A 15,915-nucleotide genomic window follows, 5' to 3' on the forward strand; every position below is an offset into this window, starting at 1 on the left:
AACGGGCAGGAGCAGACACCGGGTCTCAAAGAGGCTGTGACCGCACTGTTGCCCCACGTGAACACTCAGAAAGACCAATTTAATGCCCAGGAAATCGCCAACCTGCTGTGGGCCATGGCGAAACTGGTGGACAACGGGCTGGAGCAGACACCAGGGCTCAACGAGGTCGTGGCCGCGCTGTTGCCCCACGTGATCGCACTAGAAGACCAATTTAATGCCCAGGAAATCGCCAACCTGCTGTGGGTCATGGCGAAACTGGTGGACAACGGGCAGGAGCAGACACCAGGGCTCAACGAGGTCGTGGCCGCGCTGTTGCCCCACGTGATCGCACAAGAAGACCAATTTAATGCCCAGGGAATCGCCAACCTGCTGTGGGCCATGGCGAAACTGGTGGACAACGGGCAGGAGTGGACAGCAGGGCTCAACGATGCAGTAGCCGCACTGTTGCCCCACGTGAATGCACAGAAAGACCAATTTAGTCCTCAGCATATCGCCAACCTGCTGTGGGCCATGGCGAAGCTGGTGGACAGCGGGCTGGAGAAAACACCAGAGTTCAAAGATGCTCTGGCCGCACTGTTGCCCCACGTGAACGTACAGAAAGACCAATTTATTCCCCAGCATATCGCCAACCTGCTGTGGGCCATGGCGAAACTGGTGAAGAATGGGCAGGAGCAGACACCAGAGTTCAACGAGGCCGTGGCATCGCTGTTGTCCCTCGTGAACGCACAGAAAGCTAATGTAAAACCACAGGAAATCGCCAACCTGCTGTGGGCCACGGCGAATCTGGGTGAGCTCATTGAGCTGAACGTGTTTACATCCACGTTCAACTCTCTTGTCTACAGAATCAGTGAAAACACTCAGTTCTCTCAGCAAGAGATACTGATGTCTCTCTGGGGAGTAATGGTATGCTGTGCCAGGTTGGCTCTGGACTCCAATGCCCATAAAAATAACGTGCTTGAAAAGCACATGGATGATCTGTTGACTCGCCTGGAAAATACATCGCCAGATAATGAAGAGGATCAATCCATCATGATCATGGCCGCAAGTTGGCTTGGCAGAGCCTGTCCGGTCGTTCGCGATTACCAGACAAACATTTCAAAAACCCAGGTCGACTTCCGTGATCAACTCCAATCATCTATTCCATCTTTGAAGATTGAAGAAGAAAAGAGTCTGAACTCATTACCTCCGGTTGACCTGCTACTGCCAGATCACAACATGGTGATTGAAATTCAGGGACCGTTTCATTACGTGGGTGGTGATTTCAACACCAGGAATGGTTCGACTCTGCTGAAAATCGCACTGTTGCAAAAAGCAGGATTTGAGGTCATTGAAATTCCGGTTAACAGGCTTTGCAATCAGGATTTAATGAAACCATACATTGATCAAATAAAGACCAGGATAGGCATCCCACCACAGGAGCATGGCTCTGTATCACTTAAAAGAAGGCTGGCAGATGAGCCATACGTTACTGCTGATAAAGGCAGGCAACCCTCAGATCATGGTTACTTAACCGCCGAAGAACATTCAGAAGTGCAAACCGGCAAACCAGAAAAGAGGAAAAAAACAACCAGCCAGTAAGTAGTTAACCAACATTCCAGCAAAATGAACTTCTGAAAAGAACCACAGTCTGCATTTTATATTTCCATGAATTAATGAAATATAATTATGGATAGAAGCTATGCTGGTATCAGTGGTCCATACACAAGATCAGGCAATGATTACCACCAACCGGATGACCAAGCCACTTCTTCACGGCGTGGACGATATAGGTATGCCACAGTCAGGCAATGGGATAAACCCTCCCGCACTGCCCCGGCGCGAAATGAATTTTACCATTCTTCTTTCACACGCTCTTATCAACATCTACAGTACCGTTCAGTAAACCCTGCTCAAGATTTCAATACCCTCACCAGACAGGAAATAATGGATGGCCTGCTGAGTAAATCTTATCGTTTCGGTGATCGCTATGATGGGAGAAATCACGGTCAATATGCCAGTTCAATTAAAAAATACACGTCAACTGCTAAAAGATCGTTAAATCGAGCTGAACAAAGCCAGCTGATGCGTTTGCTGCAAAATTTCACAGCAACGCGGAGCTGGAATTGGCGAAGCCTGACGACAACACTGCACTCATTTACTTCAGCGGGTGTTTTTACCCCTCATAATCCCTTGGATGAGCGTGTCAGACTTACTCAGGCTGCCTTACTGTCAACACTACTTGATGCAATCATATTCAAGTGCAACCAAAAACCTGAAGCCAGCTATGTTGGTGCCCAGGAAATCGCCAACCTGCTGTGGGCTATGGCGAAACTGGTAGACAGCGGGCAGGAGCGAACACCAGGGCTCAACGCGGCTGTGGCCGCGCTGTTGCCCCACGTGAACGCACAGCAAGACCCATTTATTCCTCAGCATATTGCCAACCTGCTGTGGGCCATGGCGAAACTGGTGGACAACGGGCAGGAGCGAACACCAGAGCTCAATGAGGCCGTGGCCGGGCTATTGCCCCTCGTGAACGCACAGAAAACTCACTTTAAACCACAGGAAATCGCCAGCCTGCTGTGGGCCATGGCGAAACTGGTGGACAACGGGCAGGAACCGACACCAGCATTCAACGAGGCCGTGGCCGCGTTGTTGTCCCGGGTAAACGTACATAAAGACCGATTTAATGCACAGGGTATTACTAACCTGCTGTGGGCCATGGCGAAATTAGTGGACAACGGCCAGCACCGGATACCAGGGCTCAACGAGGCCGTGGCCGCGCTGCTGCCCTGCGTGAATGCACAGAAAGACCAATTTATTCCTCAGCATTTTGCCAACCTGCTGTGGGCCATGGCGAAACTGGTGGACAACGGGCAGGAGCGGACACCAGAGATCAGAGAGGCCGTGGCCACGCTGTTGCCCCACGTGAACGCACAGAAAGACCAATTTAATGCTCAGGGTATCGCCATCCTGCTTTGGGCCATGGCGAAACTGGTGGATAGCGGGCAGAAGCGGACACCAGCGCTCAACGAGGCCGTGGCCGCACTGTTGCCCCACGTGAACGCACAGAAAGACCAATTTATTCCTCAGCATATCGCCAACCTGCTGTGGGCCATGGCAAAACTGGTGGACAACGGCCAGGAGCGGACACCAGAGCTCAACGAGGCTGTGGCCGCACTGTTGCCCCACGTGAACGCACAGAAAGACCAATTTATTCCTCAGCATATTGCCAACCTGCTGTGGGCCATGGCGAAACTGGTGGACAACGGGCAGGAGCAGACACCAGGGCTCAAACAGGCCGTGGCCGCAATGTTGCACCACGTGAGTACACAGAAAGCTAACTTTAAACCACAGGAAATCACCAACCTGCTGTGGGCCATGGCGAAACTGGTGAACAACGGGCAGGAGCGGACACTGCTGCTCAAAGAAGCCGTGGCCGTGCTGTTGCCACAAGTGAACCCAGAGAAAGCCTATTTTAAACCACAGGAAATCGCCAGCCTGCTGTGGGCCATGGCGAAACTGCTGGACAACGGGGAGGATAGGATACCAGAGCTTAAAGAGGCCGTGGCCGCGCTGTTGCCACACGTGAACGCACAGAAAGATAACTTTAAACCACAGGGTATCGCCAACCTGCTGTGGGCCATGGCGAAACTGGTGGATAGCGGGCAAGAGCGGACACCAGAGTTTAACGAGGCCGTGGCCGCGCTGTTGCGCCACGTGAACACACAGAAAGCTAACTTTAAACCACAGGAAATCGCCAATCTGCTGTGGGCCACGGCGAAACTGGGTGAGTTCGTTGAGCTGAAGGTGGTGACCTCTATGTTCGAATCGCTTGTTTACCGAATCAGTGAAAACCCTCAGCTCTCACATCAAGACATATTGATGTCTCTCTGGGGAGTAATGGTTTGCTGTGCCAGATTGTCTCTAAACTCCAATAACAATAACTGGCTTGAAAAGCACATGGATGACCTGTTTACTCGCCTGAAAAATACATTCCCAGACAATCCAGACAATAATGAAGAGGAACAATACGTTATTGCCATGGCCGCAAGTTGGCTTGGGAGATCATGCCCGCTCGTCCCCCATTACCAGACAAGCATGTCAAAACCTCAATCCGACTTCCGCGATCAACTCCAATCATGCTTTCCCTCTTTGCAGATTGAAGAAGAAAAAAGTCTGAACTCACTGCCTCCGGTTGACCTGCTACTGCCAGATCACAACCTGGTGATTGAAGTTCAGGGTCCCTCTCATTACGTGGGTGGTGATTTCACCACCAGGAATGGTTCGACTCTGCTGAAAATCGCACTGTTGCAAAAAGCAGGATTTGAGGTCATTGAAATTCCGGTTAACAGGCTCTTGAGTCAGGATTTAATGAAGCCATACATTGATCAAATAAAGACCAGGATAAGCTTACCGCCACCGGGGCATGGCTCTGTATCACTTAAAAGAAGGTGGGCAGAGGAAGCATACGTTACGGCTGATAAAGGCGGGCAAACCTCAGATCACGGTTACTTGACTGCCGAAGAACATTCAGAGGAGCAAACCGGCAAACCAGCAAAGAGGAAGAAAACAACCAGCCAGTAATTGCCTTCCTCCTATCATGACTCAAGATCCGTTTTCACATGCCGGGAAGGAATGTCAGTGTTGAACACCTGTTGCCCCGGATGATTGGAAAATAACGGGTTGATGGCATCAGGAGTAAATGTGCTTCCCCAACCGTTTACGTTTATAGACATTTCAGCGAAATGAACTTTTGAACAAAACAGCAGTCTGTTTTTTATATTTTCATGAATTAAAGAAATATAAAAATGGATAGAAACTCTGCTGGTATCAGCGGTCAATACACAAGATCAAATAATGATTACAACCGACCGGATGACCATGCCGCTTCTTCAAGGCGTGTGCAATATAGATATGGCACAGTCGAACAGTGGGATAATCCCCTCCGTACTACCCCGGGGCGCAACGAATTGTACCACTCTTCTGACGCATGCTCTTCTCAAAATCTAATGTTCCGCTCAGTGAACTCTGCTCAAGATTTCAATACCCTCACCAGACAGGAAATAATGGATGGCCTGCTGAGTAAATCTTATCGTTTCGGTGATCGCTATGATGGGAGACATCACGGTCAATATGCCAGTTCAATTAAAAAATACACGTCAGCGTCTAAAAGACCATTAAATCGAGCCGAACAAAGTCAGCTGATACGTTTACTGCAAAATTTTTCCGTAACACGGAGCTGGAATTGGCGAAGCCTGACGACAACACTTCATTCATTGACTTCAGCGGGTGTTTTTACCCCTCATAACCCCATGGATGAGCGTGTAAAGCTTACTCAAGCTAACTTATTGTCAACGCTACTTGATGCAATAATATTTAACTGCAACCAAAAACCTGAAGCCAGGGATATTGATGCCCGGGGAATAGCTAACCTGCTGTGGGCCATGGCAAAACTGGTGGACAACGGGCAGGAGCGGACACCAGTGTTCAACGAGGCCGTCGCTACGCTGTTACCCCACGTAAATGGACAGAAAGCTAACTTTAAACCACAGGGAATCACCAACCTGCTGTGGGCCATGGCGAAACTGGTTGACAACGGGAAAAAACGGACTCCAGAGCTCAACGAGGCCGTGGCTGCGCTGTTGCCCCACGTGCACGAACAGAAAGACCAACTTAATGCCCAGGGAATCACCAACCTGTTATGGGCCATGGCGAAACTGGTGGACAACGGGCAGAAGCGAACACCAGGGCTCAACGGGGCCGTGGCCGTGCTGTTGCCCCTCGTGAACGCACAGAAAAACCAATTTATTCCTCAGCATATCGCCAACCTGCTGTGGGCCATGGCGAAACTGGTGGGCAACGGCCAGGAGCGTACACCAGAGCTCAACCTGGCTGTGGCCGCGTTGTTGCCCCTCGTGCACGAACAGAAAGACCAACTTAATGCCCAGGGAATCACCAACCTGTTATGGGCCATGGCGAAACTGGTGGACAACGGGCAGGAGCGAACACCAGGGCTCAACGGGGCCGTGGCCGTGCTGTTGCCCCTCGTGAACGCACAGAAAAACCAATTTACTCCTCAGCATATCGCCAACCTGCTGTGGGCCATGGCGAAACTGCTGGACAACGGACAGGAGCCGACATCAGGGCTCGAAGAGGCCTTGGCCGTGCTATTGCCCCACGTGAACGCACAGAAAGACCAATTTGATGCCCAGGGTATCGCCAACCTGCTTTGGGCCATAGCGAAACTGGTGGACAACAGGCAGCACCGGACACCAGGGCTCAAAGAGGCCGTGGCCGCGCTGTTGCCCCTCGTGAACGTGCAGAAAGACTCATTTATTCCTCAGCATATTAGCAACCTGCTGTGGGCCATGGCGAAACTGGTCGGCAGCGGGCAGGAGCGGACACCGGAGTTCAACGGGGCTGTGGTCGCTCTGCTAGCCCACGTGAACGCACAGAAAGCTAATTTTAACCCACAGGAAATCGCCAACCTGCTGTGGGCCATGGCAAAACTGGTGGACAACGGGCAGGAGCCGACACCAGAGCTCAAAGAAGCCGTGGCTGCGCTGTTGCCCCATGTGAACGCACAGAAGGACCAATTTGATGCCCAGGGTATCGCCAACCTGCTGTGGACCATGGCGAAACTGGTGGACAACGGGCACGAGCAGACACCAGAACTCAACGAGACCGTGGCCGCACTGTTGCCCCATGTGAACGCACAGAAAGACCAATTTAATCCTCAACATATTGCCAACCTGCTGTGGGCCATGGCGAAACTGGTGAACAACGGGCAGGAGAGGACACCACTCACAGAGGCCGTGGCCACGCTGTTGCCCCATGTAAACGCACAGAAAGCCAACTTTAAACCACAGGAAACCGCCAACCTGCTGTGGGCCATGGCGAAACTGGTGGACAACGGACAGAAGTGGTCACCAGGGCTCAACGATGCCGTGGCCGCGCTGTTGCCCCACGTGAACGCACAGAAAGCTAACTTTAAACCACAGGGTATTGCCAACCTGCTGTGGGCCATGGCGAAACTGTTGGACCACGGGCAGGAGCAGACACCAGAGCTCAAAGAGGCCCTGGCCACGCTGTTGCCCCTCGTGAACGCACAGAAAGGCCAATTTAATGTCCAGGCTATTGCCAACCTGCTGTGGGCCATGGCGAAACTGGGTGAGCTCTTTGAGTTGAACGTGGTTACATCCACGTTCGAGTCGCTGGTCTACCGAATCAGTGAAAACCCTCAGCTCTCTCAGAAAGCCATATTGATGTCTCTCTGGGGAATAATGGTCTGCTGTGCCAGGCTGTCTCTGGTCTCCACTGCCAATAAAAATCACATGCTTGAAAAGCACATGGATGACCTGTTTAACCGTCTGGAAAATACATTCCTGCACAATGAAGAGGGTCAACGCACCATTGCCCAGGCCGCCAGTTGGCTTGGCAGAGCGTGTCCGGTCGTCCCCGATTACCACACAAATATTTCAAACACCCAAGTCGACTTCCGTGATCAACTCAAATCTTCTATTCCATCTTTGAGGATTGAAGAAGAAAAGAGTCTGAACTCACTGCCTCCGGTTGACCTGCTACTGCCAGATCACAACATGGTGATTGAAGTTCAGGGACCGTTTCATTACGTGGGTGGTGATTTCAACACCAGGAATGGTTCGACTCTGCTGAAAATCGCACTGTTGCAAAAAGCAGGATTTGAGGTCATTGAAATTCCGGTTACCATGCTTTGGAATCAGGATTTAATGAAACCATACATTGATCAAATAAAGACCAGGACAGGCATCCCGCCACAGGAGCATGGCTCTGTATCACTTAAAAGAAGGTGGGCAGATGAAGCATACGTTACGGCTGATAAAGGCGGGCAACCCTCAGATCACGGTTACTTGACTGCCGAAGAACATTCAGAGGAGCAAACCGGCAAACCAGCAAAGAGGAAGAAAACAAACAACCAGTAATTGCCTTCCTAGGAGGCTGACCGAGAATAGCGCCCGTAGCGAGGATGGCAGAAAATTGAGGATAAAAAGTCGGAAATTTTTAGTGAATAGTGGTTTTATTTGCTAAAAATTTCCGACTTTTTAGACCAATTTGCTGCCACCGCAGTAGGGCAGTCTATTCTCGTTCAGCCTCCTAGTATCATGACGCAAGAACCTTTTTCCCATACCGGGAAGGAATGCCAGTGTTGAACACCTGTTGCCCATACATCTCGCCCAGGATGATTTGCAAATAACGGATTGATGGCATCAGGAGTAGATGTGTTTCCTCAACCGTTTACGTCTAAGTAGCTGGCCATATGGAATCACATATTTCTGGCTACTTGGGCAGGTGCTATGCGAGGCACAACGGAGGGAGCATAGCCGTAGCTATGTGACCGGAGTTGAAACGAAGCACGACTGCATGGATGCAGGAGCTAGAGAAACGCAGGAGCAGTTGCCGGGAGTGCCTGAACAAGGAGTCAGAAATATGTGATTTCATATGGTTAGCTATTTATAGACATTTCAGCAAAATGAACTTTTGAACAAAACAGCAGTCTGCTTTTTATATTTTCATGAATTAATGAAATGTAATTATGGATAGAAGTTCTGCTGGTGCCAGTGGTCAATATGCAAGATCAGATAATGATTACAACCAACCGAATGACCATGCCGCTTCTTCAAGGCGTGTGCAATATAGACATGGCACAGTCAGACAGTGGGATAATACCCCACGCACTACCCCGGGGCGTAATAAATTTTACCGTTCTTCTGACGCATGCCCTTCTCAACATCTACAGCGCCGTTCAGTAAACCTTGCTAAAGATTTTAATACGCTCATCAAGCAGGAAATAATGGATGATCTGGTAAGTAAATCTTATCGTTTCGGTCATTGCTATGATGGGAGGCATCACGGTCGATATGCCAGTTCAATTAAAAAATACACGTCAGCTGCTAAAAGACCGTTAAATCGAGCGGAACAAAGCCAGCTGATGCGTTTGCTGCCAAATTTCACAGCAACGCGGAGCTGGAATTGGCGAAGCCTGACGACAACACTGCACTCGTTTACTTCAGCAGGTGTTTTTACCCCTCATAACCCCATGGATGAGCATGTAAAGCTTACTCAAGCTAACTTATTGTCAACGCTACTGGATGCAATAATATTTAACTGCAACCAAAAACCTCAAGCCAGGTATATTGATGCCCGGGGAATCGCCAACCTGCTGTGGGCTATGGCGAAACTGGTGGACAGCGGGCAGAAGCGAACACAAGAGTTCAGCGAGGCTATGGCTGTACTTTTGTCCCATGTGAACACACAGAAAGACCTATTCAATGCTCAGGGTATCGCCAACCTGCTCTGGGCCATGGCAAAACTGGTGGACAACAGGCAGAAGCGGACACCAGGGCTCAATGAGGCCGTGGCCAGGCTATTGCCAGACGTGAACGCACAAAAAGCTAACTTTAAACCACAGGAAATTGCCAACTTGCTGTGGGCCATGGCGAAACTGGTGGACAACGGGCAGGAGCAAACACCAGAACTCAAAGAGACCATGGCCGCGCTGTTGCCCCTCGTAAACGCACAGAAAGACCAATTTAAAGCCCAGGGCATTGCCAACCTGCTGTGGGCCATGGCGAAACTGGTGGATAACGGACAGGAGTGGACGCCAGGGCTCAAAGAGGCCGTGGCCGCACTGTTGCCCCACGTGAAAGCACAGAAAGACCAATTTAATGCCCAGGGCATTACCAACCTGCTTTGGGCCCTGGCGAAGCTGGTGGATAACAGGCATGAGTTGACACCAGGGCTCAAAGAGGCTGTGGCCGCACTATTGCCCCACGTGAACGCAAGAAAAAACCAATTTACTCCTCAGCATATCGCCAATCTGCTGTGGGCCATGGCAAAACTGCTGGAGAACGGGCAGGAACAGACACCAGAACTCAACGAGGCCGTGGCCGCGCTGCTGCCCCACGTGAACGCACAGAAAGCTAACTTTACCCCACAGGAAATCACCAACCTGCTGTGGGCCATGGCGAAACTGGTGGACAACGGGCAGGAGCAAACACCGGAGCTCAACGGTGCCGAGGCCGCACTGTTGCCCCACGTGAGCGCACAGAAAGCAAACTTTACACCACAGGGTATCACCAACCTGCTGTGGGCCATGGCGAAACTGGTGGACAACAGGCAAAAGCGAACACCGGAGTTCAACGAGGCGGTGGCTGCGCTGTTGCCCCACGTGAGCGCACAGAAAGCAAACTTTACACCACAGGGTATCGCCAACCTGCTATGGGCTATGGCGAAACTGGTAGACAACGGGCAGGAGCAAACACCAGGGCTCAAAGAGACTGTGGCCGCGCTTTTATCCCACGTGAACGTACAGAAAGACCAATTTATTCCTCAGCATATTGCCAACCTGCTCTGGGCCATGGCGAAACTGGTGGACAACGGGCAGGAACAGACGCCAGAACTCAATGAGGCCGTGGCCAGGTTATTGGCCGATGTGAACGCACATAAAGCTAACTTTAAACCACAGGAAATCGCCAACCTGCTCTGGGCCATGGCGAAACTGGTTGATAAGAGGCTGGAGCGAACACCACAGCTCAAAGAGGCCGTGGCCACGCTGTTGCCCTTCGTGAACGCACAGAAAGCTAACTTTAAACCACAGGAAATCGCCATCCTGCTATGGGCCACGGCGAAACTGGTGGACAACGGGCAGGAACGGACACCGCAGCTCAAAAAGGCCGTGGCCGTGCTGTTGCCACAAGTGAAGAACCCAGAGAAAGCTAACTTTAAACCAAAGGAAATCGCCAACCTGCTGTGGGCCATGGCGAAACTGGTGGACAACGGACAAGAGCAGACACCAGGGCTCAACAAGGCCGTGGCCGCGCTGTTGCCCCACGTGAACGCACAGAAGGACCAATTTGATGCCCAGGGTATCGCCAACCTGCTGTGGGCCATGGCGAAACTGGTGGATAGCGGGCAAGAGCGGACACCAGAGTTTAACAAGGCCGTGTCTGCGCTGCTGCAACACGTGAACGTACAGAAAGACCTGTTTAATGCCCAGCATATCGCCAACCTGCTGTGGGCCATGGCGAAACTGGTGGGCAACGGGCATGAGTGGACTCCAGAACTCGAAGAGGCCGTGGCCGCGCTACTGCTCCTCGTGAACACACAGAAAGGCCAGTTTAGTGCACAGGGTATTGCCAACCTTCTGTGGGCCACGGCGAAACTGGGTGAGTTCGTTGAGCTGAACCTGGTGACCTCTATGTTCGAATCGCTTGTTTACCAAATCAGTGAAAACCCTCAGCTCTCACAGCAAGACATATTGATGTCTCTCTGGGGAGTGATGGTTTGCTGTGCCAGATTGTCTTTGGACTCCAATAACAATAACTGGCTTGAAAAGCACATGGATGACCTGTTTACTCGTCTGGAAAATACATCCTCAGACAATGAAGAGGATCAACGCATCATTGCCATGGCCGCAAGTTGGCTTGGGAGAGCGTGTCCATTCGTCCCCCATTACCCGACAAACATTTCAAAAACCCAGGGCGACTTTCGCGATCAACTCCAATCATGCTTTCCCTCTTTGCAGATTGAAGAAGAAAAGAGTCTGAACTCATTGCCTCCGGTTGACCTGCTACTGCCAGATCACAACATGGTGATTGAAGTTCAGGGGCCCTTTCATTACGTGGGTGGTGATTTCAAAACCAGGAATGGTTCAACTCTGCTGAAAATCGCACTGTTGCAAAAAGCAGGATTTGAGGTCATTGAAATTCCGGTTAACAAGCTTTTGAATCAGAATTTAATGAAACCATACATTGATCAAATAGGAACCGTTTTCACATTCAAGTAAAGTTCTACCAGCGTTGAAGACCTGTTGCCCCTGAATTTCGCCCCGGATGCTTTGAAGATAACGGATGGGTGACATCAGGAGCAGATGAGTTCCTCCCACTGATTACATTTATCAACATTCCAGCAAAATGAACTTCTGAACAGAAAAGCAGTCTGCTTTTTATATTCTCATGAATTAATGAAATATAGTTATGGATAGAAACTCTGCTGGTATCAGTGGTCAATACACAAGATCAAATAATGATTACAACCGACCGGATGACCATGCCGCCTCCTCAAGGCGTGGGCGATATAGACATGCCACAGTCAGGCAATGGGGTCATCCCCCCCGCACAGCTCCGGAGCGTAATGAATTTTACCATTCTTCTACCGCATACTCTTCTCAATATCTACTGCGCCGTTCTGTAAACCCTGCTCAAGATTTTAATGCTCTCACCAAACAGGAAATAATGGATGACCTGGTGAGTAAATCGAATCGTTTCGGTCATCGCTATGATGGGAGAAATCATGGTCAATATGCCAGTTCAATTAAAAAATACACGTCAACGTCTAAAAGACCATTAAATCGAGCCGAACAAAGCCAGCTGATACGTTTACTGCAAAATTTTTCCGTAACACGGAGCTGGAATTGGCGAAGCCTGACGACAACACTTCATTCATTGACTTCAGCAGGTGTTTTTACCCCTCATAACCCCATGGAGGAGCGTGTTAAGCATACTCAAGTTGCCTTACTGTCAACGCTACTTGATGCAATAATATTCAAGTGCAACCAAAAACCTCAAGCCAGGGATATTGATACCCAGGGTGTCGCCAACCTGCTGTGGGCCATGGCGAAACTGGCGGACAACGGACAGGAGCAGACACCAGAACTCAACAAGGCTTTGGTCGCGCTGTTGCCCCTCGTGAACGCACAAAAAGACCCATTTATTCCTCAGCATATCGCCAACCTGCTGTGGGCCATGGCGAAACTGGTGGACAAAGGGCAGGAGCAGACACCAGAACTCAAAGAGGCCGTGGCCGCACTGTTGCTCCTCGTGAACGCACAGAAAACCAACTTTAAACCACAGGAAATTGCCAATCTGCTGTGGGCCATGGCGAAACTGGTGGATAACAGGCATGAGTTGACACCCGGGCTCAAAGAGTCTGTGGCCGCACTGTTGCCCCACGTGAACGCACAGAAAGCTAACTTTAATCCACAGGAAATCGCCAACCTGCTATGGGCCACGGCGAAACTGGTGGACAACGGGCAGGAGCGGACACCGCAGGTCAAAGAGGCCGTGGCCGTGCTGTTGCCACAAGTGAACCCAGAGAAAGCTAACTTTACACCACAGGGTATCGCCAACCTGCTATGGGCCATAGCGAAACTGGTAGACAACGGGCAGGAGCAGACACCAGAACTCAAAGAGGCCGTGGCCGCACTGTTGCTCCTCGTGAACGCACAGAAAGCTAACTTTAAACCTCAGGAAATTGCCAACCTGCTGTGGGCCATGGCAAAAATGGTGGACAACGGGCAGGAGCAGACACCAGAACTCAAAGAGGCCGTGGCCGCACTGTTGCTCCTCGTGAACGCACAGAAAGCTAACTTTAAACCTCAGGAAATTGCCAACCTGCTGTGGGCCATGGCGAAACTGGTGGACAACGGGCAGGAGCAGACACCAGAACTCAAAGAGGCCGTGGCCGCGCTGTTGCCCCACGTGAACGCACAGAAAGACCAGCTTAATGCCCAGGGTATCGCCAACCTGCTGTGGGCCATGGCAAAACTGGTGGACAACGGGTACGAGCAGACACCAGAACTCAAAGAGGCGGTGGCCGCACTGTTGCTCCTCGTGAACGCACAGAAAGCTAACTTTAATCCACAGGAAATCGCCAATCTGATGTGGGCCATGGCGAAACTGGTGGACAACGGGCAGGAGCAGACACCAGAACTTAAAGAGGCCATGGCCGTGCTGTTGCCCCCCGTGAACGCACAGAAAACCAACTTTAAACCACAGGAAATTGCCAATCTGCTGTGGGCCATGGCGAAACTGGTGGATAACAGGCATGAGTTGACACCAGGGCTCAAAGAGGCTGTGGCCGCACTGTTGCCCCACGTGAGCGCACAGAAAGCTAACTTTACACCACAGGGTAACGCCAACCTGCTGTGGGCCATGGCGAAACTGGTGGACAACGGGCAGGAGCAAACACCAGAACTCAACGAGGCCGTGGCCGCCCTGTTGCCCCACGTGAACGCACAGAAAGCTAACTTTACACCACAGGGTATCGCCAACCTGCTGTGGGCCACGGCGAAACTGGTGGACAACGGGCAGGAGCAGACACCAGAACTCAAAGAGGCCGTGGCCGTGCTGTTGCCACAAGTGAACCCAGAGAAAGCTAACTTTAAACCTCAGGAAATTGCCAACCTGCTGTGGGCCATGGCGAAACTGGTGGACAACGGACAGGAGCAGACACCAGAACTCAAAGAGGCCGTGGCCGCACTGTTGCTCCTCGTGAACGCACAGAAAGCTAACTTTAAACCTCAGGAAATTGCCAACCTGTTGTGGGCCATGGCGAAACTGGTGGAAAACGGGCAGAAGTGGTCACCAGGGTTCAACGATGCCGTGGCCGCGCTGTTGCCCCACGTGAACGCAAACAAAGACCAATTTATTCCTCAGCACATCGCCAACTTGCTGTGGGCCATGGCGAAACTGGGTGAGCTCGTTGAGTTGAACGTGGTTACATCCACGTTCGAGTCGCTGGTCTACCGAATCAGTGAAAACCCTCAGCTCTCTCAGAAAGCCATATTGATGTCTCTCTGGGGAATAATGGTATGCTATGCCAGATTGTCTCTGTTCTCCAATACCAATAACATTAACGTGCTTGAAAAGCACATGGATGACCTGTTTACTCGCCTGGAAAATACATTCCCAGACAATGAAGAGGAACAATCCATTATTGCCCTGGCCGCCATTTGGCTTGGCAGAACGTGTCCAGTCGTCCTCCATTACCAGACAAACATTTCAAAAACCCAGGTCGACTTCCGCGATCAACTCCAATCATGCATTCCATCTTTGAGGATTGAAGAAGAAAAGAGTCTGAACTCATTGCCTCCGGTTGACCTGCTACTGCCAGATCACAACATGGTGATTGAAATTCAGGGACCGTCACATTTCGTGGGTGGTGATTTCAAAACCAGGAATGGTTCGACTCTGCTTAAAATCGCACTGTTGCAAAAAGCAGGATTTGAGGTCATTGAAATTCCGGTTAACATGCTCTTGAGTCAGGATTTAATGAAACCATACATTGATCAAATAAAGACCAGGCTAGGCTTCCCGCCACAAGGGCATGGCTCTGTATCACTTAAAAGAAGGTGGGCAGATGATTCATACGTTACTGCTGATGACAGGCAACCCTCAGATCACGTCTACTTAACTGCCCAAGAACATTTAAAAGAACAAACCGGCAAACCAGCAAAGAGGAAGAGAAAAAACAGCCAGTAATCCCCTCCCTTCGCCCCAGGAACCGTTTTCACATTCAAGTAAAGTTCTACCAGCGTTGAAGACCTGTTGCCCCTGAATTTCGCCCCGGATGTTTTGAAGATAACGGATGGATGGCATCAGGAGCAGATGAGTTCCTCCCACTGCTTACATTTATCAACATTCCAGCAAAATGAACTTCTGAACAGAACAGCAGTCTGCTTTTTATAGTCTCATGAATTAATGAAATATAGTTATGGATAGAAACTCTGCTGGTATCAGTGGTCAATACACAAGATCAGATAATGATTACAACCAACCGGGTAACCAAGCCGCTTCTTCAAGGCGTGGACGATATAGATATGCCACAGTCAGACAATGGGATAACCCCTCCCGCACTGCCCCGGGGCGTAATGAATTTTACCATTCTCCTTTCACACCCTCTTCTCAACATCTACAGTACCGTTCAGTAAACCCTGCTCAAGATTTTAATGCTCTCACCAAACAGGAAATAATGGATGATCTGGTGAGTAAATCTTATCGTTTCGGTGATCGCTATGATGGGAGACATCACGGTCAATATGCCAGTTCAATTAAAAAATACACGTCAACTGCTAAAAGACCGTTAAATCGAGCTGAACAAAGCCAGCTGATGCGTTTG

Annotated in this window: 6 protein-coding genes; all 6 read left to right on the forward strand. The window is 50.6% G+C overall.

The window, feature by feature from the left end:
* Positions 1-1,578, forward strand: a 1,578-nt coding sequence (locus ACO6UY_RS22370; protein WP_422491293.1) for a DUF1601 domain-containing protein, incomplete at its 5' end; no start/stop codon positions are given.
* Positions 1,579-1,665: 87 nt separating this feature from the next.
* A complete protein-coding gene (locus tag ACO6UY_RS22375; RefSeq protein WP_422491295.1) occupies positions 1,666-4,563 on the forward strand; it encodes a DUF1601 domain-containing protein in 2,898 nt (965 codons plus the stop codon).
* A gap of 224 nt (positions 4,564-4,787) precedes the next feature.
* Entirely contained in the window at positions 4,788-7,940 is a 3,153-nt protein-coding gene (locus tag ACO6UY_RS22380; protein WP_422491296.1) for a DUF1601 domain-containing protein, read from the forward strand.
* A 611-nt stretch (positions 7,941-8,551) separates the two neighbouring features.
* The gene (locus tag ACO6UY_RS22385) at positions 8,552-11,803 is read left to right on the forward strand and encodes a DUF1601 domain-containing protein (protein WP_422450776.1); all 3,252 of its coding nucleotides are present in this window, start codon (positions 8,552-8,554) and stop codon (positions 11,801-11,803) included.
* 190 nt (positions 11,804-11,993) lie between these two features.
* Positions 11,994-15,278, forward strand: coding sequence for a DUF1601 domain-containing protein (locus tag ACO6UY_RS22390; protein ID WP_422491298.1), 3,285 nt, complete (start codon positions 11,994-11,996; stop codon positions 15,276-15,278).
* Positions 15,279-15,510: 232 nt separating this feature from the next.
* Positions 15,511-15,915, forward strand: a 405-nt coding sequence (locus ACO6UY_RS22395; RefSeq protein WP_422491299.1) for a hypothetical protein, incomplete at its 3' end; no start/stop codon positions are given.

The organism is Endozoicomonas sp. ALE010 (assembly GCF_049310165.1).
Lineage (GTDB): Bacteria > Pseudomonadota > Gammaproteobacteria > Pseudomonadales > Endozoicomonadaceae > Endozoicomonas.